Raw genomic sequence first — 21,263 nt, 5'->3', positions numbered from 1 at the left:
GACAACTTCAGAATCGCCTTCAAGGGCAAAAAGCGCCCTTTTGTCGATTCCTCCAGTTGTTGTCAGAGCTGGGCAAGCGTTCTCCGCATTTCGGAGATGTCTAGCTCCGCGCGTTAGCCGTTCGGAAACTTCAACTTCTTCCTACGTGTGCAAGCACACTTGTCAGAAGTCTCCGAAGTACAAGGATGTACGAGTGCCGACAATGACACAGGATGTGGCGTTTTGTCGGCCAGTTTCTTTCACGGCTGAACGAACGCGCTCCGCATTTCTATATAAAGGGGTTTGATGATTATGAAGAGATGGTTTGCTGTTATTGGGGATCCAATAGCGCATTCGAAATCACCAGCCATGCATAATGGTTGGTTTGATGAACTGAATATTGATGCAACCTATATTCCAATTCATGTAAAGAGTGAGCAATTAGAACATGCAATCGCTTCTTTAAAAACTTTAGGAGCAAGTGGTTGGAACGTGACGATTCCTCATAAACAGGCGATTATTCCATTTCTAGATGAACTGGACGAAATGGCGGAAAAAATGGGGGCTGTTAATACAGTTGTTCGTACTGCTGATGGGAAATTAAAGGGCTACAATACAGATGGTTCAGGTTTTGTTCATTCTCTTGAAGAAGCAGTTGGGGATGGTCAAAAGGAAAAACCAGTACTGTTAATTGGAGCTGGTGGGGCTGCAAGAGGGATTGCGTTTGCTCTTCAATATTATGGTTATCGCAATCTTGCCATAACAAATCGTACCGTTGCAAAGGCTGAAGAAATCATTCATGAACTAGGTGAAGGACAAGCATTATCATTAGCTGATGCAGAACAAAGATTAGACGAGTTTGGTATTATAATTCAATGTACTTCTGCTGGCTTAGCAAATGGTGAATTTAGCCTACCACTTTCTTTAGAAAAATTACAACAAGGGACAATTGTGGCTGATATTGTGTATAATCCTTTAATGACGCCATTTTTATTGGAAGCTCAAAAGAAAGATGCAATTGTTGTAACTGGGCTAGGGATGTTCGTTCATCAAGGAGCGATTGCCTTTAATCATTGGTTAGGACAATACCCTAACACAGAACATACAACGAAAAAATTAATAGATGAATTACAGGTAACAACCTGTTAAATTTAGGAGGAACTAAAATTGCTAACTGGCAAACAAAAAAGATTTTTACGAGCTGAGGCTCATCATTTAACACCAATTTTTCAAGTTGGAAAAGGTGGGGTAAATGATCAAATGCTCTGTCAATTACGTGATGCATTGGAAGCTCGCGAGTTAATAAAAGTACGTATTCTAGACAATTGTGAAGAAGAAAAAGATGATGTTGCAGAAGCTCTTGCAGCAGGAACAGGTGCTGAGTTAGTTCAATTAATTGGTTTAACTGTTGTGCTTTATAAGGAATCACGAAATAATAAAAAAATTGTATTACCAAAACCGAGCCAAAAGTAAGGTGTATTATCGGATGAAAAAAGTTGGCATTTTGGGAGGAACATTTAATCCTCCTCATATTGGACATTTAATAATGGCAAATGAGGCGTACGATGCTTTGCAACTAGATGAAGTCCGTTTTATGCCAAATGCTATTGCTCCACATAAGCAGATGATTGAGGATGCCTCTATGGAAAACCGATTGCGTATGGTTGAAATTGCAATCGAACCGTATGAACATTTTAAAATGGAAACAATTGAGTTAGAAATGGGAGGCATTTCTTATACATATCAAACAATGGTTGAATTATGTAGAAGAGAGCCGGATGTTCAGTTTTATTTTATTATTGGCGGCGATATGATCGACTCCCTCCATACTTGGCACAATATCGATGAATTAGTTCAAATTGTTAAGTTTGTAGGTTTAAAGCGACCTGGTACGAAATCTACAACTTCCTATGACATCACGATGGTAGAGGCTCCAGAGCTGAATTTATCTTCCACGTTAATTCGGAAACGGTTAAAAAATGGTGGAACGTTAAAATTTTTGTTGCCAGAAGGTGTTCAAGAATATATTCGAGAGGAAGGTTTGTATGGAGCGAGATGATTATTTAGCTATCGTGAAAACACGTATGCCTGAAAAAAGATATATTCATACTATTGGTGTAATGGAAACAGCTATATCTTTAGCAAAACAATACGGTGAAGATGAAAAAAAAGCTGAAACTGCAGCCATTTTACATGATATTGCAAAATACGCAGATGAAGATTGGATGCGTGAGATAGTTCAAACGAATGGACTTGATTCTAGACTCCTCGAATGGGGTTCAGAAATTTTGCATGGCCCTGTAGGAGCATGGATAGCGCAACATGAATTTAATATTACTAACGAAGATATTTTGAATGCGATTCGTTTCCATACAACAGGTAGAGCTGGAATGTCAAAGTTGGAAAAAATTATTTACATTGCAGATATGATTGAACCAAATCGTAAATTTCCAGGTGTTGAGAATTTGCGCCAAATTGCAAAGGATAATTTAGATTTAGCTTTGGAAGCTTGTGTTAGTCACTCATTAACATTTTTAGTGCAAACAAAGCAACCAATTTTTCCAGTATCAGTTGAATGCTTTAACGACATCATTTCCTAAAAATTTGAAATGATGAACGCATAAAAGAGAGGAACAGTGAAGAATGTCAGAAAACTTATTACAAATAGCTTATAAAGCAATAGACGATAAACATGGGGAAGATATTGTTGTCCTAAATATGCAAAATATCTCCTTATTAGCAGATTATTTCATTATTTGTCACGGTAATTCAGACCGTCAACTTCAAGCTATTGCAAGAGAAGTTCAAGAAAAAGCTGAAGAAAATGGTTATAGCATTAAACGAGTGGAAGGATTTGATTCAGCTCGTTGGATTTTAGTCGATCTTGGAGATATAGTTGTACACATCTTCCATAAAGATGAACGAGCATTTTACAATTTAGAAAGACTTTGGGGAGATGCTCCTCAATTGGATATTCAATAATTATGTCACAAAGTAGTTATCAACGATTCGCTCATATTTATGATGAGCTAATGCAAGATATACCTTACGATGAATATGTCAATTGGGTTATGAAATATGCACCAAGTAATGACTACCCGACTTTAATAGATGTGGGCTGTGGTACAGGTACTCTTACCTTACAATTTCATCAAGCTGGATATGATGTAACAGGCATTGATTTATCTGAGGAAATGTTGGCTGTTGCAAATGATCGCTTTCAAGAGGTAGGGGTTTCAATACCTCTGTTTGCAATGTCGATGGACCAAATTGAAGGTTTTTCAGAAATAGATGTTGTTACGATACCGATTGATTCAATTAACTATTTACATGAGGAAAGTTCGGTAGTAGAAACATTGAAAAGAATCTATACCATTTTACGGGATGGTGGACAATTATTTTTTGATGTGCATTCCCTTTATAAGATGGATGAAATTTTCATGGATAGTCCTTTTACTTATGATGATGGAAATATTACTTATATTTGGTATACTGAACCTGCTGATTATGAACATTCGGTTTATCATCAGATGACTTTCTTTGTAAAAGATGAAACGACAGAACTTTTTGAACGGTTTGACGAAGAACATTTTCAAAGAACTTTTCCATTAGAGACATATGTTGAATGGTTGACGAATATTGGCTTTTCTAAAGTTGAAATTACAGCTGATTGGCATAATGAAAATCCAACAGATGAAAGTGAACGAATCTTTATACGTGCAATTAAATAAAAAAACACCTTTTCAACAGAAGGGAAATTATGTATATTATTTGTATACTCCATATGACACCTTCTGTTGTGAGGTGTTTTTATGTTTAAGCATCTTTTGCAAAAATATACTAAAACACTGCTATTCCCCGGCTTTGTTTTAATCCTTATCCTTTTTTATTACCTTCAACAAGACTCAAAGGAAGAATCCTTTGAAAGTATAACAACAATTCCACAACAACAAAGCGAACAATTTAATACTGACAATAAAATCGATGAACAGCCTACTATTTTGAATATTATGGTTGATGTGAAAGGTGAAGTAGTTTCTCCTGGTGTATACGAGTTAACAACGGAAGATCGAGTAATTGATGCAATCCAACTTGCTGGTGGATATACAAATGAAGCAGAAACAAACCTAGTAAATCATGCACAAAAACTTCAAGATGAAATGGTCATCTATATACCTAAAAAGGGAGAAGAACTAGCAGATCTTCCAATAGAACAAACTGTTACGAGCGGACAAGCATCAAAAAATTCGGCCGGGAAAATAAATATTAATACAGCAGATGAATCACAACTTACAACTCTTCCTGGCATCGGACCATCTAAAGCTCAAGCGATAATAGCTTACAGAGAAGAAACTGGTTCATTTAAAAATATTGAAGATTTGACAAATGTCTCTGGTATTGGTGACAAAACCTTCGAAAAATTAAAAGAATTAATAGATATTAAGTAGATATGACATTGCATGATTCTTTTTTTACATCTAAACTAAATGTAATAGAGTTTGGAGGTAGTCATATGGAGCGAATTACTTGGGATCAGTTTTTTATGGCACAAAGTCATTTATTAGCTTTACGAAGCACTTGTACAAGACTTGCTGTTGGGGCAACGATAGTTCGAGATAAAAGAATTATTGGTGGCGGCTACAACGGGTCGATTTCAGGCGATGAACATTGCATTGAAAAAGGGTGTTATGTCGTAGATAATCATTGTGTTCGTACTATACATGCAGAAACGAACGCATTATTACAATGTGCAAAATATGGAACATCATCGAATGGTGCTGATATTTATGTTACACATTTTCCATGTCTACATTGTACAAAGACCATCATTCAAGCAGGAATTAAAAATGTTTACTATGCCAACGATTACAAAAATAGTCCATATGCTATGGAACTATTTGAAAAAGCAAAAGTAAATGTCGTTCAAATTCCTTTTGAAGAGTCAAAAATCGATTTTTTAAAGGATGAAAAGTTAGATTTAGCTATTGAGATGCTAACGAAACTTCGGAGTCTTGGTGCATCAGAAGTAGAATTAAAACCTTTTGAAGAGAAGGTGAAATCGTTATTTGATATCGTTCAAATGTAAATGGATTTACTATGCCTTATCAATTCTAGTTGCCATAATAGCAGCCTTCGAATCGGTGAGGCTTTTGTTTATACTAATTCTTCTAGTTTTATTTCTCATCTATAAGAGATTGCATTTTGCACATATAATCGGTGTTTTCATCACTTGTTTCGTATTCTATTATTATGTTTCAGATGAGGTAAGGAAATTAGAAATGCCACTACCTTTGCCGGAAAATCTAACTTGGACACATGAATATAAATTTAGTGGTAATAAATTGCGCGGTTTTATGGAAGACTCACAAGGTAGAAAGATTTATGTAGTGTATACTTTTACCTCTGAAAACGAAATAGAACAATATAAACATATTTCATTAGCTGGAGAACAATTTATAGTCTCTGGTGAACTTGTAGAGCCAAATAGACAAGCACATCAATATGCTTTTAATATGAAAAAATATTTAAAAAGTAAGGGTGCTATCGGGACTCTAGAAATATCAAAATGGTCTTATGTTGGTACAAAAAAATCCATCGCTCAGAAAATAAATCAACAACGTTTTAAACTAAAAATGCATATAGAACAAGCATTTCCTGAATCCCTTATAGGCGAAGCACAAGCCTTGCTCATAGGGTTACAAGAACAAGTTGATGATGAGATGACTAGAGCTTACCAAAAGCTTGGGATCACCCATTTATTTGCGATTTCTGGGCTACATGTTGCTATTGTAACACTCATATTTTTTCAAGGATTAATACGTTTAAGAATAAGAAGAGAATTCGCAACGTTGATTCTTCTAGTTATCCTTCCGATATACGGCATACTTGCCGGTGGTGCCCCTTCCGTTTGGCGGGCAGTAACTGTAGTCGAGCTACTACTCATAAGCCGTTTAAAATGGCGTTTATCAGTGGATGATGCATTATCGATAACGTTTATTCTATTTGTATTTATTGAGCCATGGTCTATTTTCCAGATAGGATTTCAACTGTCTTATTTAGCGACAGCAAGTTTAATTTATTCAGGAAAAATTCTTCAACGATTTTCTTCTTGGCTTGTACAGTCTTTTTTCATTACTTTTGTATGTCAGTTACTCGTTTATCCTCTTTTACTTTTCCACTTTTATGAGATAAGTATCTCATCCTTTTTTGTTAATATTCTCTTTGTACCTCTATTTAGTTTTGTTATTTTACCTATTAATATACTTTTATTAGTCGCATCATTTGCTCCAAGGTTATTGTCTAATTTATTATTCACATTATATGAACCTATTCGGGAGTTATTAACTAATATCATTAATTTCTTACAAAGCCTTCCCTATCAAATGTGGAACCCAGGGAAACCAACAGTTGTATTAATGATTGTGGCATATCTATCAATTTTTATCATTTTTTATATGCTAGAGAACGAATCAAAATTAATTAAAACTATTTTGCTATTGTGTATACCGCTAGTAATACTCCATTTCTCAGGAAAGCTATTTAGCGATTTGAAAATAACTTTTATTAATGTTGGACAAGGGGATTGTATTCTTGTGGAATTGCCACGGAGAAAGGCCGTTTACATGATTGATACTGGTGGATTATTAAGATTTGATCAAGATGCTTGGAAAGTAAATAATCGCCCATATGAAGTGGGGAGACAAGTCGTAGTACCCTATTTAAAAGGGAAGGGAATAACAAAAATAGATAAGTTAATTATTACCCATGCGGATGCAGACCATGTTGAAGGTGCAGAGGAGGTTTTAGAAGAGATTAGAATAGGAGAGATACACATTAGTCCTAATTCTTATCATAAAGACGTGATGAAGGACTTATTAGCAGAAGCTAAAAATCAAAAGGTTCCGGTTAAAGAACAAATGGCATCCAACTCTTGGAAAATTGATGAGATTTCATTTAGTTATCTATGGCCAGTAGAGACTAATTATGAAGGGAATAATGATTCTCTTGTGCTTTTAATTACAAGCGGGGCATTTCGAGGTTTATTTACAGGTGACCTTGAGAAAGAGGGGGAAGAAGTGATGTTACGACTGTACCCTTATTTAAAAGATATTCAGCTATTAAAAGCAGGACATCATGGCAGTAAAACATCAAGTAGTGAAGAATTTGTTTCGAATTTAAAACCTAATTTAACAATCTTCAGTGCAGGTGAAAATAATCGTTACGGACATCCTCATAATGAAGTAGTAGAAAGATTTCAAAAGCTAAATTTGAATATACTAACAACCGGTGAAGTAGGAACTATCGAAGTATCAGTTAAGGATAACCAAATGGATATCAGTTATCCTAAATAAGAGAAAAAAGGACATCTCGAAAAGAGAAGTCCTTTTTCCTAATAGCATTAAGATGCTACATCAATAATTGTTGCAATAATAAACATAAGTGCGAAGAATACGAAAGAAACACCAAATCCTACTGCAGCATCTGTTGCTTGGTTACGCATTGAAGCGCCATTTTTACCTTCAAAAGGATTGTGTGTTACAACGTTTTCATTATGTGAAGCCATACCTATCCCTCCTACTCAAAGTAATTATAAGTCAATACATAGTAAAAATCTATATAGAATCTGCCAAATTCTATTAACTACCTTTTGTATTGTTGACACAATTTATACATACCTACGACCAAAAATAAAAAAACATGTATACTAATATTAGTATAACAATAAGGAGTGCACAAAATGTTTACAAAAGTATGGAAAGATATTAATAATGGACAAATCGCTCCTGTTTATTGCATCTATGGTGAGGAATCCTATTTTGTAGATGAAACTGTAAAACGTATAAAGAATGCTTTAAGTACTACAGAAGAAGTTGAAACATCCATTTTTGATTTAGAAGAGTCTCCTGTTGATTTGATGATGGATGAAGCTGATACATTTCCTTTTTTCTCAGAAAGAAAACTTGTGATTGCTAAAAATGCTTCATTTTTAAAAGCAGCTGAAAAAGGTAAAGAGAAGATAGAACATGATTTAAAACGGCTTGAAAACTGGTTAAACCACCCATCTGATTTTTCAATAACAATTCTGATTGCTCCTTATGAAAAATTAGATGAACGGAAGAAAATAACAAAATTAATGAAAGAAAAAAGTGTGATGCTTCATGCAGAAACACCGAAAGAAAACGATTTGGCAGTTTGGATTCGAACAGAAGTAAGTCGCTTTAATAAAAATATTTATGACGAAGCAGTTGATAAATTGGTAGAAATGGTTGGAGCAAATATGCTTCAATTACAGACTGAAATTGAAAAAATATGTTTGTATTTAGGAGAAGAGAGTTATATTACAGTAGATATTGTAGAAAATCTTGTTGCCAAAACGTTGGAGCATGATGCTTTTAAAATGTTAAATGCTTATTTGTCCCGTCAAAATGCAGAGGCTGTACAGATTTATCATGATTTACTTCGCCAAAAGGAAGAGCCTATTATGCTTGTTGGTCTTCTTTCATCTAATATTCGTACAATGAACAATGTTTATTACTTGCAAAAAAAGGGCTATCACCCAACTCAAATTTCAAAACAATTAAAAATACATCCTTACCGTGTAAAGTTGATGTTGGAAAATCGTAATCGACCAAGTGAAGAAAGATTACTAAAAGCGTTACATAATTTAGCTGAAATCGATTTGAAATTAAAATCTACTGGGGGAAATCGAGAGCGATTATTAGAAATGTTTTTATTAAGAGCTCTATAAAGACCAATGAAAAAGACCATCCTTAAGAGGGTGGTTTTTTGTTTCTTATGATGGATTTTGGAGAAATTGCCAAATGAAAAAAGATCAATTCCCATAAGAGAATTGATCTTCGCAGTTTCATTAGTTAGCTTTTTTAGCTAGACGTGATTTTTTACGAGCAGCTGCATTTTTGTGGATAAGACCTTTAGAAGCTGCTGTGTCAAGAGCTTTAGAAGCTGCTACAACTAATTCTTTAGCGTTATCAGCGCCTGTAGCGATAGCTTGTTCAGCTTTTTTCACTGTAGTACGCATTGCAGATTTTGCTTGAGAGTTAGCAACGTTTGCTTTTTCAGCAACTTTAACACGTTTAATTGCAGATTTAATGTTTGGCATATCTTTCACCTCCTAAATAAGGTACGAGATGAGTATCTTCTCAACTATTGCGTTTGTCAATACAACAAAAATCATTCTACCAAACCATGAGAATAATTGCAATACATAAATGCAAAGAATATTTACTTGACAGTTTGACCAACATATTTATGAGGTGATTAATAATGATAGAAGTTAACTGGAGCAGAACCGATTTAATTGATGAATCTAAAGAGGTAGTTGAGCATCAGACCAAGCAACAGAAGGAAAGATTACAACAATCGAGCGGTGTCAATATTGAGGAATTTAACGAAGGTCGAGTCAAAATAACTAGAGTTAATGTAGATAAAATAGGGCAGGAGCAAATTGGTAAAAAAGAAGGGAAATATATTACGCTCTCTGTTCCGACTTTAACAATAGATGACCAAAATGGTTTTGAACAATTAGAAAAAGCCTTCACAAAATATTTAGATGATATCCATAAAGATATTGAAATTAAACAAGATAGTAAAATTCTTGTTGTAGGTCTTGGTAATAAGACAATTACACCTGATGCAGTTGGGCCATTTGCTATTGATGCGATGCAAACGGAGCATTCGGAAAATCCTAGTGACCATTTCGTTATGTACGCACCTGGAGTAACTGGTCAAACTGGTTTTGAAACAAGTGATTTTATTCTTGCCTTAACAGAAAAAATAAAACCATCCCTTGTTCTGGTAATCGATGCTTTAGCAACAAGAGGTAGCTCAAGGTTATGTAAAACGATTCAAATTACAGACACTGGTATCCATCCAGGTTCAGGGGTAGGGAATCAACGAACAGAAGTTTCAAAGGAAGTAATGGGAGTACCTGTAACAGCGATTGGTGTTCCTACTGTAGTTGATGCGACAGTCATTATTGCTGATGCAATTGACCATGTATTTAGATCCATAGCTGCAAGAATTGAGGAAAAAAATAAGCCTTCTGGTAAATTGTCTGTTCGCTCATGGACTCCAGACCCAAATGCTCAAGTAAATTTAGATTTAATTAAACCTATTTTTGGTGAATGGTCTACATGGTCTACAAATGATCGACTTCAATTATTTGAAGAAGCTTTTGCATCTCATCCTGAAAGATTGATTGTAACTCCTAAAGAAGTAGACGTATGGATTACTAAATATTCTCTATTAATTAGTAAATGTTTATTTAGTTGGTTGGATCAAAAAGTTAAAAAATCAAAGTAGTTCTAAACATCCTCTTCTCTCCATAATGTAGTGGAAGGAGAGGATGTCATGTTAAAAAAAGTTCAAGTTCTAGCAGTTTTTTTATTCTTCTTTTTTATGTTACCCATCATTGCAGGACTATTGCCTTTTCCAAACAACGAAAAATATGAACCTCCTCAAGTTGAAGAAAAGCAAGTCGTCTTTGCATCAGCGGATGTTAGTACACAAGAAGCTTCTCCAACAGACACACCTGTAGAGATTACACCCGAGGAGCAAACCCAAACGGAAACAGACGTTACCCCTTCAGTAGATTCTTTTGATGTATTATTTGTATTTACGCATTCTCATGAAACCTATAAGCCATTTGTAAAAACCGAAAAGGGCAAGGTAGCTGTTTATGATGATCAAACAAATTTGTTTACCATGTCCCAAGTGATGGAAGATTATTTTCGGCTAAACGGGCTTAATGCAAAGACTCTTGATGTTGATGTTATGTCAGTAATGAAACAAAAGGGCGTGACAATGGCATCAGCATACAAAACAGTTCGACCTTATATTAGTAAGGAATTGGAACAAAATAGTTATGACCTCATATTAGATATTCATAGGGATGCAACAGGTGCTGATAAATCCACTATTACGCATAATAAGGTGAAGTATGCTAAGGTAGCCTTTGTTATTGGTGCGGAAAATCCAAATTATAAGTCAAACCTTTCTTATGCAAATACTCTGAGTCAAACATTAAATAAAATCGTTCCGAATCTATCAAGAGGCATTATCGAAAAGAAAGGTGCCGGAGTAGACGGGGTTTATAATCAAGACTTATCTAAATCCCTGCTTTTAATCGAAATTGGTGGTATTGATAACACAGAAGATGAAGTATATCGAACAATTGCTGTTTTGGCACAGGCAATCTCAAAATCTTTCGTCAATCAGCAAATAGCTAAAAAATAACTGTGTATTTATTTGTTTGTAAATTTTTTTCTCACTCAACATTGCTAAAGGTTATGTCTCACTGCTATAATTCAAATTAGTTTAGCCTTTTTTAAAATAGTAATAAAAACTTTCTCACAAGAAAGTTTCTAAAATAATTTATTAGTAAAATTTATACTGATAAAGGTTAAAGCCTCCAGCGCATGCCTAAGATTGTATTTACAGGCATTATTTCTACAAGTATGTAGAATAAGCGCGGGAGGCGTATTTGATTGGGAGTGGACATAACATGAATCGGGAAGAACGTTTAAAACGCCAAGAAAACATACGAAATTTTTCTATAATTGCACATATCGATCACGGTAAATCTACTTTAGCTGACCGTATTTTAGAGCAGACAAAATCGGTTACGCAACGTGAAATGAAAGCTCAATTATTGGACTCGATGGATTTAGAGCGTGAACGAGGAATTACAATTAAATTAAATGCCGTACAATTAAAGTACAAAGCAAAAGATGGCGAAACATATACATTCCATCTAATCGACACACCAGGACACGTCGATTTTACTTATGAAGTATCTCGTTCATTAGCAGCATGTGAAGGTGCAATATTAGTAGTTGATGCTGCTCAAGGAATCGAGGCTCAAACATTAGCGAATGTTTACCTTGCATTAGATAATGATTTAGAAATTTTACCTGTTATTAATAAAATTGATTTACCTGCTGCTGATCCTGAACGTGTACGCCAAGAAATAGAAGATGTGATTGGGCTAGACGCTTCAGAAGCAGTTTTAGCTTCTGCAAAAGCAGGTATCGGTATAGAAGAAATTTTAGAACAAATTGTTGAAAAAGTTCCTGCGCCAAGTGGGGATCCAGATGCACCATTGCAAGCACTAATTTTCGACTCTTTATATGACCCTTATAAAGGTGTAATTATTTCTATACGTATTGTAAATGGTACTGTAAAACCAGGCGATACAATTCGTATGATGGCAACAGGTGCAGAGTTTGAAGTTGTTGAAGTGGGTATCCACACACCAAAAGCTGTACCTCAAACAGAATTAACTGTTGGGGATGTTGGTTATTTAACTGCATCTATTAAAAATGTAGGAGATACACGTGTAGGGGACACAGTAACATCTGCAACTAATCCTGCTGCAGCACCGTTACCAGGATACCGTAAATTAAATCCAATGGTATATTGTGGTCTATATCCGATTGATACAGCACGTTACAATGACTTACGTGAGGCACTAGAAAAATTGGAGTTAAATGACTCAGCATTACAATATGAACCAGAAACTTCACAAGCATTAGGCTTTGGTTTCCGTTGTGGTTTTTTAGGATTATTACACATGGAAATCATTCAAGAGCGTATTGAACGTGAATTTAACATTGATTTAATTACGACAGCTCCATCCGTAATTTATGAAGTATTCTTAACAGATGGAACATCAATTAAAATCGATAACCCATCTATGATGCCAGACCCACAAAAAATTGATCGCATTGAAGAACCTTATGTAAAAGCGACAATTATGGTACCAAACGATTTTGTTGGTGCTGTTATGGAACTTTGTCAATTAAAGCGTGGTAATTTCATCGGTATGGACTATATTGATTCAACGCGTGTAAGCATTCAATATGATATGCCGTTAGCGGAAATCGTATATGACTTCTTCGATTATTTAAAATCAAATACAAAAGGTTATGCATCCTTCGATTATGAATTAGCAGGGTACAAGCCTTCTAAGTTAAGTAAAATGGATATTCTACTTAACGGTGAACAAGTCGATGCATTAAGCTTTATCGTACACCGTGACTTTGCTTATGAACGAGGAAAAGTAATCGTAGAGAAATTGAAGGAGCTAATCCCACGTCAACAATTTGAAGTCCCAGTTCAAGCGGCTGTTGGTCAAAAAATTATTGCTCGTTCAACAATTAAAGCAATACGTAAAAACGTATTAGCAAAATGTTACGGTGGTGACATTTCGCGTAAACGTAAACTTCTTGATAAACAAAAAGAAGGTAAAAAACGTATGAAGCAAGTTGGTTCTGTAGAAGTACCACAAGAAGCATTCATGGCTGTGTTGAAAATGGATGACACGAATAAAAAGTAAAAAATGGAACCGTCACGAAAATGTGGCGGTTTTTTTAAAATAGAAATTTTGAATTGGTGGAATATTTCAAAAATTCCTTCCCTCAACCTAAACAAATATAGTACAATATTATTAGTGGAAGGTGAGTGAATATCTGGAAAATGGATATTTATGGGTGTTTAGCTTCATGTGAAGAACAACAGGGAGGAGTTATGAACAATGAGTAACGTAGTAGTCAATATTCCAAGTTGGTTTGAACTAGATGATTTGGTTGTAATTAACACAATAATTAATGAGAAAAATCCGACATTTGGCACATTAATTGCAAGTGATAATATTAATCTTGAAAAACCATATCGTCCTAGAATCCGTGTATATTTAATAAAATTAGATAACGATAAATTTAATATTGAAAAAGAATTAGGCTCATTTACTTTTAAAACACAAAATGAAGCACTAGATTTTTCAGAAAAATTTTCTACAATAAGCGCAGTTGAATTATTACATAAACTTCACAGTGAACAAGTTGCATATGCGATTTAATTTGAAATGTCCCCAAGTTTGCCTATAAGCAAATTATTGGGGCTTTTTTGATTAGGACAAGTTATATAGTGCTGTTACACTACCAATAAGGATGAACTTTTTAAAAAAGTTACCCATTTAGAATCAGTGAAGTACTATAGTTTTCTACAGTTAAATGTTGTATTTTGTTATTTTATGTGCGATTAAATTGAATTTTTATAGTCTAAGGGTACAATAAAGGTTAGCACTAGAAATTAAGGAAAGAAGGGAAACAAATGGCGCGCGGTGTCTATATACATATTCCTTTCTGTCATCAAATTTGTAATTACTGTGATTTTAATAAAGTATTCTTTAAAAATCAGCCAGTCGATGAATATATTGAAGCAGTCGGAAAAGAAATGGAATTGGTCGTTCAACAGATGCCGGGGAAATTTGATAACATCGAAACAATTTTCTTAGGTGGAGGAACGCCAACTGCTTTATCAGCAGAACAAATCAAACGTCTACTAGATTTAATTGCTAAATACTTGCCAACAAATAAGGTAATTGAATTCAGTTCTGAAGCAAATCCTGATGAATTGACTATTGATAAATTAAAAGCTTTAAAAAGTGGTGGAGTTAATCGATTAAGCATGGGAGTTCAATCCTTTGATGAACAATTATTAAAAAAATTAGGTAGAACTCATTCAAATGAACATGTTTATGAAACGATAGAGCACGCTAAAGCAGTTGGTTTTGAAAATATTAGTATCGATCTAATGTATGGGTTACCTGGTCAAACAATGGAACAGTGGGAAGACACTTTAAATAAAGCTTTCCAATTAAAACTCCCACATTATTCAGCATATTCTTTAATTGTTGAACCAAAGACGATTTTTTATATTCGCTATGCTAAAGGAAAGTTAAATCTACCAACAGAAGAATTAGAGGCGGATATGTATGATCTACTAATGAATAAAATGGAACAGAATGGCCTTAAACAGTATGAAATTAGTAATTTTGCGTTAGATGGTTACCAATCTACACATAATAAAATTTATTGGGATAATGATGAATATGCAGGATTCGGAGCTGGGGCCCATGGTTATTTAAATGGAGATCGGTATTCAAACATTGGACCGATTAAAAAATACATTTCTTCAATTAATGATTCGAGTCGTCCATTATTAAGTACTCATAAAGTAACCAAGGAAGAAATGATTGAGGAACAGATGTTTTTAGGTTTAAGGAAAAATGAAGGTGTTTCATTTGATGAGTTTGAAAGGAAATTCGGTACTCCTTTAAAAAGTTTATTCGTTGATACAATTCAGCAATTAGTGAATAATGGTTTATTGATTGATGATGGACGGTTTGTCAGGTTATCAAGAAAAGGTCGTTTTATTGGTAATGAAGTGTTTCAGCAATTTTTACTTTAAGATTAAGGTTGTTTTCGTTGACATAATTTTAGAGATTTGATAATTTAAAATAAGTATTAGCACTCTGAATAAACGAGTGCTAACAGAGGTGAAGACATGTTAACAAATCGACAATTACAAATATTGCAGGTAATCGTTGATGATTTTGTTATTTCAGCTCAGCCAGTAGGGTCACGTCAAATTTCAAAAAAAGAATGGATTCCTTTTAGTCCTGCGACAATTCGCAACGAGATGGCGGATTTAGAGGAGTTAGGTTATTTAGAAAAAACCCACACTTCTTCTGGTCGTGTCCCATCTGAAAAAGGATATCGTTTTTATGTTGACCACTTGTTACAACCCAAATCAATGTCCTTTGAAGATATTGGTTTAATTCAATCAATTTTTAAAAGTCAAATTGTAGAAATGGAACAAGTAATTCGTGAATCTGCTAACATTTTGTCTGATTTAACTTCATATACAACGATTTTACTTGGACCAAATGTTGGGAAGCATCGAGTAAAAAGGTTTCAAATTGTACCTTTATCTAGAGACACTGCTGTAGCAATTATCGTCACGGATAATGGTCACGTTGAAAACCGTACAATCACGTTACCAGAAGGATTTAATCCATCAGATATTGAAAAAACAGTTAATATCTTAAACGAACGTTTAGTTGGTGTTCCATTATTAGAGCTACAATCCAAACTAGAATTGGAGACATTTGAAGTATTAAAACAACATATTCATACAGCAGATGCAATTTTCCAATCTTTAAAAAATGTTACTGCCGTTCAAAATGAAAACAAAATTTACTTTGGCGGTAAAACTAATATGTTAAATCAACCCGAGTTTCACGATTTAAATAAAGTCCGCGCACTAATGGAGTTAATGGATAAGGAAAGTCAAGTGATTTCACTATTCCAACCGAGTAATTCAGGTATTCATATTCGAATTGGTTCTGAAAATAATCACTTAGCAATGGACGATTTAAGCGTCATTACCGCAAGTTATTCTGTTGGCAAAGATCAAGAAGGATCCATTGCAATCATTGGTCCAACTCGAATGGATTATCAGCGTGTTATTACATTACTAGACGTTATGCGTAATGGGCTATCTCGTGTACTTTCAAATAAACTTAATGATGGGTTATAAGGAGGATATACAGGTGTCTGAAACGACAGAAAACAAAGAGCAGCAAGAGCAGCAAATTTCTCAAACTACTGAAACAGAATTAAATAATGAGAACAATGCACAAGATGAGCAAACAAATGAGGTAGAACTGACTGCTGAAGAAAAACTTAGTGCAGAAGTGGCTGAATTGAAAGCAAAATTAGAAGAAGAAGAAAATCGTTTCCTTCGCCTCAGAGCTGATTTTGATAACTTACGTCGAAGAACACAATTAGATCGCGAAGCAGCGGAAAAATATCGCGCTCAAAAGCTTTTAACAGATCTATTGCCGGTAATCGATAACTTCGAACGTGCATTACAAGTAGAAGTAAGTTCTGATGATGCTCAAGCTTTATATAAAGGAATTGAAATGGTTTATAAAACATTTATTGAAGCTACAAAACAAGAAGGCTTGGAGGTTATTCCAGCTGAAGGTCAAGTCTTTGATCCTACAGTACACCAAGCTGTTATGCAGGAAGCAGATTCAGAAAAAGAATCTGGAATTGTACTTCGTGAGCTTCAAAAAGGTTATAAATTAAAAGATCGTGTACTGCGACCTTCAATGGTTTCAGTAAATGAATAATAGTAATTTTAGAAAATAACTTAGTTGTTTTTTTAATAATAGGAGGAAAAATTTAATATGAGCAAAATTATTGGTATTGACTTAGGAACAACAAACTCTTGTGTAGCTGTATTAGAAGGCGGCGAACCAAAAGTAATTCCAAACCCAGAAGGAAACCGTACTACTCCTTCTGCTGTTTCATTTAAAAATGGCGAACGTCAAGTTGGTGAAGTAGCAAAACGTCAATCAATCACAAACCCAAATACTATTTTGTCTATTAAATCAAAAATGGGTACTTCTGAAAAAGTTAAAATTGAAGATAAAGAATATACTCCACAAGAAGTATCAGCAATGATTTTACAATACTTAAAAGGTTATGCTGAAGACTACTTAGGTGAAAAAGTAACAAAAGCGGTTATTACAGTTCCCGCTTACTTTAACGATGCTCAACGTCAAGCAACAAAAGACGCTGGTAAAATTGCAGGTCTTGAAGTAGAGCGTATCATTAACGAACCAACAGCTGCTGCATTAGCATATGGTTTAGACAAACAAGACGTAGATCAAAAAATCCTAGTATTTGACCTTGGTGGTGGTACGTTTGACGTATCTATCCTAGAATTAGGTGACGGTGTATTTGAAGTTTTAGCAACAGCTGGTGATAACAAACTAGGTGGGGACGACTTCGACCAAAAGGTAATGGATTATTTAGTTGAAGAGTTCAAAAAAGAAAACGGCATTGATTTATCAAAAGATAAAATGGCAATGCAACGTTTAAAAGATGCAGCAGAAAAAGCGAAAAAAGATTTATCTGGTGTAACATCAACTCAAATTTCATTACCATTCATCACAGCTGGTGCTGATGGTCCATTACACTTAGAACTTAACTTAACTCGTGCGAAATTTGATGAAATCACTCGTGACTTAGTAGAACGTACAATTATTCCAACACGTCAAGCGTTATCTGATGCCGGTCTTTCTGCTTCAGATTTAGACAAAGTAATTCTAGTAGGTGGATCTACTCGTATTCCAGCAGTACAAGAAGCTGTGAAGAGAGAAACAAACCAAGAGCCACACAAAGGTGTTAACCCAGACGAAGTAGTTGCAATGGGTGCAGCAGTTCAAGGTGGGGTATTAACTGGTGATGTGAAAGATATCGTATTACTTGACGTAACACCACTTTCTCTTGGTATTGAAACAATGGGTGGAGTATTCACGAAATTAATCGACCGAAATACTACAATTCCAACATCTAAATCACAAGTATTCTCTACAGCAGCTGACAACCAACCAGCAGTAGATATTCACGTGTTACAAGGTGAACGTCCAATGGCTGCAGATAACAAAACACTTGGTCGTTTCCAATTAGCTGACATTCCACCAGCTCCACGTGGAGTACCTCAAATTGAAGTAACGTTCGATATTGATAAAAACGGTATTGTTTCTGTAAAAGCAAAAGACTTAGGTACTCAAAAAGAACAAACAATCGTTATTCAATCTGATTCTGGTTTAACAGACGAAGAAATCGAACGTATGGTAAAAGATGCTGAAGCGAACGCAGAAGCAGATGCGAAACGTAAAGAAGAAGCGGAATTACGAAACGAAGCAGATCAATTAGTATTCCAAGTAGATAAAACAATTACTGATCTTGGTGAACAAATCTCAGAAGATGAGAAAAAATCTGTTGAAGATGCAAAAGAAGAATTGAAAAAAGCATTAGAAGCGGGTGAAATCGGAGGAATCAAATCTGCTAAAGAAAAATTAGAAGGTATCCTACAACCACTTGTTATGAAAGTTTACGAACAAGCTGCAGCAGCTGCTCAAGCAGCACAAGGTGGCTCAGATGCTAACGCTGATGCTGGTAAAAAAGATGACGGTGTAGTAGATGCTGACTTTGAAGAAGTAAAAGACGATAAATAATCACGAATGTGCTAAAAGCGACTAGTCTCGAATATTAGAAGTGTTGTTTGCAGCACTTACTGACGAAGTAGAATGACTAGTAGCTAACCATAGTAGCAATACAATGATTATTCGTATAAATTAGGAAAGTAAAAAGTCAAAGACCGAATTTGTCTTTGACTTTTTCATTGCACAGATGAAGTATATTCTATGATACAATATTGGTTATGTAATAGAGCGGAGTGTGAGGTATGAGTAAACGGGATTATTATGAAGTACTAGGTGTCAGCAAAACTGCGAGCCAAGATGAAATCAAGAAGGCATATCGTAAGCTGTCAAAACAATATCATCCTGATATCAATAAAGAACCTGGTGCAGATGAAAAATTTAAAGAAATTGCAGAAGCGTATGAAGTATTAAGTGATCAAAACAAACGTGCCCAATATGATCAATTCGGCCATGAAGGTCCAAGTCAAGGTGGTTTTGGAGGCTTCGGAGGCTCTGGATTCGGTGGATTTGAAGATATTTTCAGTTCCTTCTTTGGTGGGGGTAGTCGTCGACAAGACCCTAACGCACCTAGAAAAGGTGATGACTTACAATATCGCATGAATATTTCATTTGAAGATGCGGTCTTCGGTAAACAAACAGAAATAGAAATTCCAAAAGATGAAACATGTGATACATGTAAAGGATCTGGTGCAAAACCAGGAACTAATCCAAAAACATGTACAACATGTAGTGGAACTGGTCAAATTAATCAAACTGTTGAAACGCCATTCGGCCGTATGGTAAACAGACGCACATGTAGCACATGCCGTGGTAACGGGAAAATTATTGTGGAAAAATGTTCAACTTGTCATGGTGCAGGTACAGTTCAAAAACGTAAGAAAATTAAAGTTACAATTCCTGCAGGTGTAGATGATGGCCAACAATTACGTGTTTCTGGTCAAGGTGAACCAGGAATTAACGGTGGTCCAGCAGGTGACTTATATATTGTCTTCAATGTAAAAGAGCATCCATACTTTGAACGTGACGGCGATGATATTTATTACGAATTAAAACTAACATTCCCACAAGCTGCTCTTGGTGATGAAATTGAAGTTCCTACAGTCCATGGGAAAGTAAAATTAAAAATTCCAGCAGGTACACAATCTGGTGCACAATTCCGAATTAAAGATAAAGGTGTAAAAAATGTACATGGTTATGGTACAGGACACCAATATGTCATTGTAAAAGTTGTTACACCTACTAAATTAACTGAAAAACAAAAGCAATTATTACGTGACTTTGCTGAAATAAGCGGAGATATCCCAGAAGAACAAAGTAGTTCACTATTTGATAAAATTAAAAAAACATTCAAAGGTGAATAAGATTCAAAATGTATTACAAATTTTAGGAGGAGCTGATTGCAAGTGACATGGACAGAACTGTCTATATTAACAACAAACGAAGCGGTTGAGGCTATTTCAAATATTCTACATGAAGCAGGCGCGAGTGGTGTTGTCATAGAAGATTCAACTGAATTAGGAAAAGAGAGGGTAGATCAATTTGGAGAAATATATGCATTGAATCCAAATGATTACCCAACAAGTGGAGTAGTGGTAAAAGCTTATTTACCTGCGTCTAGTTTTTTAGCTGAAACAGTTGAAGAAATAAAGCTTGCAATCGCAAATCTAAGTAATTTTGATATAAATATTGGGGAAAATAACTTTACGACAACTGAAGTTAATGAAGAAGATTGGGCAACAGCTTGGAAGCAGTACTATCATCCAGTGAAAATTTCGGAGCGTTTTACAATTGTTCCAACTTGGGAAGACTATACTCCAGTTAACACGGATGAATTAATGATCGAACTAGATCCAGGCATGGCTTTTGGTACTGGTACACATCCAACGACAGTTATGTGTTTACAAGCCTTAGAAAAAGTCGTGAAACCTGATGATGTTGTTGTCGATGTTGGTACTGGTTCTGGTGTTCTAGCGATTGCTGCAGCGATGTTAGGAGCAAAAAAAGTTCATGCCCTTGATTTAGATGAAGTTGCGGTCAAATCAGCTCGAGAAAATATCGAATTAAATAAAGTGCAACATATTGCGGAAGTTTTTCATGGCAATTTACTAGAAACTGTATCAGATCCAGCTGATGTGGTAGTAGCAAATATCCTTGCTGAAATTATTATGACTTTCACAGATGATGCCTTCTCAATTGTAAAACCTGGTGGGCTATACGTAACATCGGGTATTATCGGTGCTAAAAAAGAAGATGTAAAATCAGCTCTTATCAAATCAGGATTTGTAATTGAGGAAGTATTAATGATGGAAGATTGGGTAGCAATTATTGCAAGACGACCATAATGTACAGGAGTTGTCCCAAACCCGTGGGTCAACTCCTTCTTTTTCATTACATATTA

22 protein-coding genes are annotated in these 21,263 nt (G+C 35.1%); 20 read left to right on the top strand and 2 right to left on the bottom strand.

The window, feature by feature from the left end:
• Positions 1 to 291 precede the first annotated feature (291 nt).
• The 9 genes from aroE (at position 292) to D8M03_RS03775 (ending at position 7,331) form a co-directional block, all read left to right on the top strand.
• Positions 292 to 1,128: a shikimate dehydrogenase gene (gene aroE, locus D8M03_RS03815; protein ID WP_121213350.1), complete on the top strand. Its 837-nt coding sequence runs from the start codon at positions 292 to 294 to the stop codon at positions 1,126 to 1,128.
• Positions 1,129 to 1,146: 18 nt separating this feature from the next.
• Positions 1,147 to 1,452 carry a ribosome assembly RNA-binding protein YhbY gene (gene yhbY / locus D8M03_RS03810; protein WP_121213349.1) on the top strand — a complete coding sequence of 102 codons (306 nt, stop codon included), beginning with the start codon at positions 1,147 to 1,149 and terminating at the stop codon, positions 1,450 to 1,452.
• Between the two features lie 13 nt (positions 1,453 to 1,465).
• Positions 1,466 to 2,038: a nicotinate-nucleotide adenylyltransferase gene (locus tag D8M03_RS03805; RefSeq protein WP_121213348.1), complete on the top strand. Its 573-nt coding sequence runs from the start codon at positions 1,466 to 1,468 to the stop codon at positions 2,036 to 2,038.
• Positions 2,025 to 2,579 carry a bis(5'-nucleosyl)-tetraphosphatase (symmetrical) YqeK gene (gene yqeK / locus D8M03_RS03800; protein ID WP_121213347.1) on the top strand — a complete coding sequence of 185 codons (555 nt, stop codon included), beginning with the start codon at positions 2,025 to 2,027 and terminating at the stop codon, positions 2,577 to 2,579. The genes D8M03_RS03805 and yqeK overlap by 14 nt, the downstream gene beginning before the upstream one ends.
• Positions 2,580 to 2,622: 43 nt before the next feature.
• Complete coding sequence (rsfS, locus tag D8M03_RS03795) at positions 2,623 to 2,961, top strand: ribosome silencing factor (RefSeq protein WP_121213346.1); 339 nt, start codon at positions 2,623 to 2,625, stop codon at positions 2,959 to 2,961.
• Between the two features lie 2 nt (positions 2,962 to 2,963).
• On the top strand, positions 2,964 to 3,710 hold the full coding sequence (locus D8M03_RS03790; protein ID WP_121213345.1) for a class I SAM-dependent DNA methyltransferase: 747 nt from the start codon (positions 2,964 to 2,966) through the stop codon (positions 3,708 to 3,710).
• Positions 3,711 to 3,791: 81 nt separating this feature from the next.
• On the top strand, positions 3,792 to 4,427 hold the full coding sequence (locus tag D8M03_RS03785; protein WP_121213344.1) for a helix-hairpin-helix domain-containing protein: 636 nt from the start codon (positions 3,792 to 3,794) through the stop codon (positions 4,425 to 4,427).
• Between the two features lie 65 nt (positions 4,428 to 4,492).
• Positions 4,493 to 5,065, top strand: coding sequence for a ComE operon protein 2 (locus D8M03_RS03780; RefSeq protein WP_121213343.1), 573 nt, complete (start codon positions 4,493 to 4,495; stop codon positions 5,063 to 5,065).
• 193 nt (positions 5,066 to 5,258) lie between these two features.
• Positions 5,259 to 7,331, top strand: coding sequence for a DNA internalization-related competence protein ComEC/Rec2 (locus tag D8M03_RS03775; protein WP_245987445.1), 2,073 nt, complete (start codon positions 5,259 to 5,261; stop codon positions 7,329 to 7,331).
• Positions 7,332 to 7,378: 47 nt separating this feature from the next.
• Here the strand turns inward: D8M03_RS03775 and D8M03_RS03770 are convergent, their stop codons facing one another.
• Entirely contained in the window at positions 7,379 to 7,543 is a 165-nt protein-coding gene (locus D8M03_RS03770) for a YqzM family protein (protein WP_121213342.1), read from the bottom strand.
• Between the two features lie 174 nt (positions 7,544 to 7,717).
• Between D8M03_RS03770 and holA the strand changes: the two genes are divergently transcribed.
• A complete protein-coding gene (gene holA / locus D8M03_RS03765; RefSeq protein ID WP_121213341.1) occupies positions 7,718 to 8,728 on the top strand; it encodes a DNA polymerase III subunit delta in 1,011 nt (336 codons plus the stop codon).
• A 120-nt stretch (positions 8,729 to 8,848) separates the two neighbouring features.
• On the opposite strand, the gene rpsT is transcribed toward holA, so the two are convergent.
• The gene (gene rpsT, locus D8M03_RS03760; protein WP_121213340.1) at positions 8,849 to 9,100 is read right to left on the bottom strand and encodes a 30S ribosomal protein S20; all 252 of its coding nucleotides are present in this window, start codon (positions 9,098 to 9,100) and stop codon (positions 8,849 to 8,851) included.
• Between the two features lie 164 nt (positions 9,101 to 9,264).
• Between rpsT and gpr the strand changes: the two genes are divergently transcribed.
• The 10 genes from gpr to prmA all read left to right on the top strand — a co-directional run bounded on the left by gpr (position 9,265) and on the right by prmA (position 21,207).
• Positions 9,265 to 10,302: a GPR endopeptidase gene (gene gpr, locus D8M03_RS03755; RefSeq protein WP_121213339.1), complete on the top strand. Its 1,038-nt coding sequence runs from the start codon at positions 9,265 to 9,267 to the stop codon at positions 10,300 to 10,302.
• Positions 10,303 to 10,350: 48 nt separating this feature from the next.
• Positions 10,351 to 11,235: a stage II sporulation protein P gene (spoIIP, locus tag D8M03_RS03750; protein ID WP_121213338.1), complete on the top strand. Its 885-nt coding sequence runs from the start codon at positions 10,351 to 10,353 to the stop codon at positions 11,233 to 11,235.
• Between the two features lie 268 nt (positions 11,236 to 11,503).
• Positions 11,504 to 13,336: a translation elongation factor 4 gene (gene lepA / locus D8M03_RS03745; RefSeq protein ID WP_121213399.1), complete on the top strand. Its 1,833-nt coding sequence runs from the start codon at positions 11,504 to 11,506 to the stop codon at positions 13,334 to 13,336.
• A 198-nt stretch (positions 13,337 to 13,534) separates the two neighbouring features.
• A complete protein-coding gene (locus D8M03_RS03740) occupies positions 13,535 to 13,858 on the top strand; it encodes a hypothetical protein (RefSeq protein WP_121213337.1) in 324 nt (107 codons plus the stop codon).
• 254 nt (positions 13,859 to 14,112) lie between these two features.
• Complete coding sequence (gene hemW / locus D8M03_RS03735; protein ID WP_121213336.1) at positions 14,113 to 15,252, top strand: radical SAM family heme chaperone HemW; 1,140 nt, start codon at positions 14,113 to 14,115, stop codon at positions 15,250 to 15,252.
• A gap of 96 nt (positions 15,253 to 15,348) precedes the next feature.
• The gene (hrcA, locus tag D8M03_RS03730; protein ID WP_121213335.1) at positions 15,349 to 16,383 is read left to right on the top strand and encodes a heat-inducible transcriptional repressor HrcA; all 1,035 of its coding nucleotides are present in this window, start codon (positions 15,349 to 15,351) and stop codon (positions 16,381 to 16,383) included.
• Positions 16,370 to 16,981 (top strand): nucleotide exchange factor GrpE, encoded by a 612-nt coding sequence (grpE, locus tag D8M03_RS03725; protein WP_414674143.1) that lies wholly within the window; start codon positions 16,370 to 16,372, stop codon positions 16,979 to 16,981. Before hrcA ends, grpE begins: the two co-directional genes overlap by 14 nt.
• 57 nt (positions 16,982 to 17,038) lie before the next feature.
• Positions 17,039 to 18,877 (top strand): molecular chaperone DnaK, encoded by a 1,839-nt coding sequence (dnaK, locus tag D8M03_RS03720; RefSeq protein ID WP_121213333.1) that lies wholly within the window; start codon positions 17,039 to 17,041, stop codon positions 18,875 to 18,877.
• Positions 18,878 to 19,107: 230 nt separating this feature from the next.
• Positions 19,108 to 20,226 carry a molecular chaperone DnaJ gene (gene dnaJ, locus D8M03_RS03715; protein WP_121213332.1) on the top strand — a complete coding sequence of 373 codons (1,119 nt, stop codon included), beginning with the start codon at positions 19,108 to 19,110 and terminating at the stop codon, positions 20,224 to 20,226.
• 42 nt (positions 20,227 to 20,268) lie between these two features.
• The gene (gene prmA, locus D8M03_RS03710) at positions 20,269 to 21,207 is read left to right on the top strand and encodes a 50S ribosomal protein L11 methyltransferase (RefSeq protein WP_121213397.1); all 939 of its coding nucleotides are present in this window, start codon (positions 20,269 to 20,271) and stop codon (positions 21,205 to 21,207) included.
• Positions 21,208 to 21,263 lie beyond the last annotated feature (56 nt).

Origin of the sequence: Ureibacillus endophyticus (assembly GCF_003628435.1) — a bacterium.
GTDB classification, from domain to species: domain Bacteria; phylum Bacillota; class Bacilli; order Bacillales_A; family Planococcaceae; genus Ureibacillus; species Ureibacillus endophyticus.
Note: the sequence above shows the minus strand (reverse complement) of the source record. Positions and strands in the feature narration are given on the sequence as shown.

What these genes read in the sequence shown, in the direction of transcription:
- D8M03_RS03740 (WP_121213337.1), top strand. Translation starts at nt 13,535, where the DNA reads ATGAGTAACGTAGTAGTCAATATTCCAAGTTGGTTTGAACTAGATGAT.
- dnaK (WP_121213333.1), top strand. Translation starts at nt 17,039, where the DNA reads ATGAGCAAAATTATTGGTATTGACTTAGGAACAACAAACTCTTGTGTA.
- D8M03_RS03770 (WP_121213342.1), bottom strand. Translation starts at nt 7,543, where the DNA reads ATGGCTTCACATAATGAAAACGTTGTAACACACAATCCTTTTGAAGGT.
- grpE (WP_414674143.1), top strand. Translation starts at nt 16,370, where the DNA reads ATGATGGGTTATAAGGAGGATATACAGGTGTCTGAAACGACAGAAAAC.
- gpr (WP_121213339.1), top strand. Translation starts at nt 9,265, where the DNA reads ATGATAGAAGTTAACTGGAGCAGAACCGATTTAATTGATGAATCTAAA.
- holA (WP_121213341.1), top strand. Translation starts at nt 7,718, where the DNA reads ATGTTTACAAAAGTATGGAAAGATATTAATAATGGACAAATCGCTCCT.
- hrcA (WP_121213335.1), top strand. Translation starts at nt 15,349, where the DNA reads ATGTTAACAAATCGACAATTACAAATATTGCAGGTAATCGTTGATGAT.
- rpsT (WP_121213340.1), bottom strand. Translation starts at nt 9,100, where the DNA reads ATGCCAAACATTAAATCTGCAATTAAACGTGTTAAAGTTGCTGAAAAA.
- D8M03_RS03790 (WP_121213345.1), top strand. Translation starts at nt 2,964, where the DNA reads ATGTCACAAAGTAGTTATCAACGATTCGCTCATATTTATGATGAGCTA.
- spoIIP (WP_121213338.1), top strand. Translation starts at nt 10,351, where the DNA reads ATGTTAAAAAAAGTTCAAGTTCTAGCAGTTTTTTTATTCTTCTTTTTT.
- D8M03_RS03785 (WP_121213344.1), top strand. Translation starts at nt 3,792, where the DNA reads ATGTTTAAGCATCTTTTGCAAAAATATACTAAAACACTGCTATTCCCC.
- yqeK (WP_121213347.1), top strand. Translation starts at nt 2,025, where the DNA reads ATGGAGCGAGATGATTATTTAGCTATCGTGAAAACACGTATGCCTGAA.
- aroE (WP_121213350.1), top strand. Translation starts at nt 292, where the DNA reads ATGAAGAGATGGTTTGCTGTTATTGGGGATCCAATAGCGCATTCGAAA.
- D8M03_RS03805 (WP_121213348.1), top strand. Translation starts at nt 1,466, where the DNA reads ATGAAAAAAGTTGGCATTTTGGGAGGAACATTTAATCCTCCTCATATT.
- lepA (WP_121213399.1), top strand. Translation starts at nt 11,504, where the DNA reads ATGAATCGGGAAGAACGTTTAAAACGCCAAGAAAACATACGAAATTTT.
- rsfS (WP_121213346.1), top strand. Translation starts at nt 2,623, where the DNA reads ATGTCAGAAAACTTATTACAAATAGCTTATAAAGCAATAGACGATAAA.
- D8M03_RS03775 (WP_245987445.1), top strand. Translation starts at nt 5,259, where the DNA reads ATGCCACTACCTTTGCCGGAAAATCTAACTTGGACACATGAATATAAA.
- D8M03_RS03780 (WP_121213343.1), top strand. Translation starts at nt 4,493, where the DNA reads ATGGAGCGAATTACTTGGGATCAGTTTTTTATGGCACAAAGTCATTTA.
- hemW (WP_121213336.1), top strand. Translation starts at nt 14,113, where the DNA reads ATGGCGCGCGGTGTCTATATACATATTCCTTTCTGTCATCAAATTTGT.
- dnaJ (WP_121213332.1), top strand. Translation starts at nt 19,108, where the DNA reads ATGAGTAAACGGGATTATTATGAAGTACTAGGTGTCAGCAAAACTGCG.